General features: G+C 40.1%; 2 protein-coding genes. One reads left to right on the top strand and one right to left on the bottom strand.

Annotated features, from left to right (window positions below; all coding sequences use genetic code 11):
* Window positions 1–561: 561 nt before the first annotated feature.
* The gene (locus tag AKL11_RS24885) at window positions 562–1002 is read right to left on the bottom strand and encodes a C2H2-type zinc finger protein (protein ID WP_095210660.1); all 441 of its coding nucleotides are present in this window, start codon (window positions 1000–1002) and stop codon (window positions 562–564) included.
* 205 nt (window positions 1003–1207) lie between these two features.
* On the opposite strand from AKL11_RS24885, the gene AKL11_RS23960 reads away from it, so the two are divergent.
* A complete protein-coding gene (locus AKL11_RS23960; RefSeq protein WP_067522848.1) occupies window positions 1208–1897 on the top strand; it encodes a hypothetical protein in 690 nt (229 codons plus the stop codon).
* The last annotated feature ends 242 nt before the right edge of the window (window positions 1898–2139 follow it).

Genomic DNA, 2139 nt, shown 5'->3' on the forward strand with positions numbered 1-2139 from the left:
TTTTGGTCTGTTCTATCGAAAAGTTCATAAGAAATCGGTAGTCTTCGTTTTGCAAGCTGGCGTGAGAGTTTTGTCGTATATTCCTTCTTTTATGCCAGCGTCAAGATCGTCGTTTGCTGTTTGTATTTCCCAAGCTAGCAGGCGGTAGCGTGCCAGTTTCCTTATTCCGCGCCAGCGCAGAGATCGTGTTCCTTTCCATCTCTTTGGACGGTGAGCTGATGGGGAAGGGAGCAGGTTTTCTGTAGCGTACAAAGTTTCAGGCTTTTTTCAGGCCAGGAAGTAACATTGTCGTAAACTTCAAGTAGTCAAAGCATCTGGTTCAAACTGTTTCGAGGTATTTTGGTTCAGTCTGTTTTTCAGCAGTATTCAAAATCTCAAGTGGTAAATCTTCTGGTTTTTACTTTGTCGCCAGTCGTACTTGCTGCAAGTTTACGTCACAGTTTAACCATTTTACGGGCTTGCGCAGCTAACAATAAAATCGTGTTCGTTCCGCTGCGCTCCATCGGACGCGCCTGCGGCGCGCCGCACATTTTGGCGTTAGCCAGCACTATTTCAAGTTCATCAGGTCTTATGGGTTCTTCTATGCTTGGTTAAATTCCCCTTATCAGAAAATGATTTTCCGCAACCAATCTCAGGGCAAGGATAGGGCTTCTCGCCAGTATGGGTTCTTATATGATTGGTTAAATTATACCTCACAGAAAATGATTTTTTGCAATATTCGCATATATGATTTCTTTTAATTGAGACTGGTCTTTTTTCTATGGACTCTGACGGTGCTTTATACTTTTGAGCAAAGACAATAGAGACTTTCCTCTTGGCAGGAGTGCCTGGAGAGTTACAATCTGCTTTTCTTTCCATTGAAAGATCTAATGGCTCACTTTGCATGGTAACTGTTCTACCACAGGTAGTTAAACCGCTGCTTCTTACTACCTTAGTACTCCATAATTTCTTTACAATTTCATTGACGTGGCCGTTTATTTCCGGTACGGAATTACAAAGCATGGTTTATCTGCCGGTTATTAGATTTCTCTTATTCAGACAGTCAGGTGTCAATTGTGTTCATAATTCGATAGATACACTGAAATGTCGTACCTTATAGCGGTAATAATTATCGTGCTGGCTAACAATAAATTCCAGCGGACTCCGCTACGCTACGCCGCTGAATTTGGCGTTATATGCTACCAAATATTGAGAGTTCAATTCATTAATGACAAATAGTAGTGATAAAATACTTAGAACTGATGAAGATCAGCTTGCTGCAAGCAAAATTTATGATTCATATAGAGACGAAGTTCATAAGAGACAGTTATCGAATACTGAGAATTATGACAAGTCAATTTTAACTTTATCTTCGTCAGGTCTTGCAATTTCTCTAACGTTTTTAAAGCTAATTGTACCTATTGAAATTGCTGGCAACTTATGGTTAATCCAAGCATCGTGGTTTTTATTTTTAGTCTCAATCATATTATCTTTGATTGCGTATTTAGTGAGCAACTCAGCACTTAATCTTCAACTAGAGATAGCGCATAAATATTACATAGAGGCGCAAGCATCAGCCTTTTCAAAGGGTAATTACTTTTCAAAGCTTAATGAGTGGCTAAATAGAATCGTAGGATTATCCTTTGCTCTTGCGTTAGGTTTTACTGTAATATTTGTAATAACCAATTTAAATTCTGAGGAAGCTGTTCAAATGAGTGAAACTGAAAAAGCAACTAACAGTGTAACCATGCAAGTCAACGACAGTGCATCTGTACCAACAATGCAAAGAGTGCCAAGTGAGTCTCTTGCAATAAATAGCGCTCAAGTTCCAAGAATGCAAGCCGCACCAAGCTCCGAAAAACCTGCAACATCAGTACCTCAGGCTCAAAGTCAACAACAACCAGCTAAAGGCGAGTAATCGCATATAACAAAAAAATCCAGGTGACGCCTACGGCGCACCTGATTTTGGCGTTAGCTGCTGTGTTTCTACCAGAATTGCAAACCTGAGAGTATTTCAGCGTTGTTAGTTTTTTTGTCCAGTTCTATCGAAAAGTTCAGAAGAAATCGGTAAGCTTCGTTTTGCAAGCTGGCGTGAGAGTTTGGTCGTTTATTCCTTCTTTTATGCCAGCGTAAAAATCGCCGTTTACTGTTTGTTTTTCC

This window comes from Endozoicomonas ascidiicola (assembly GCF_001646945.1).
Taxonomy (GTDB): domain Bacteria; phylum Pseudomonadota; class Gammaproteobacteria; order Pseudomonadales; family Endozoicomonadaceae; genus Endozoicomonas; species Endozoicomonas ascidiicola.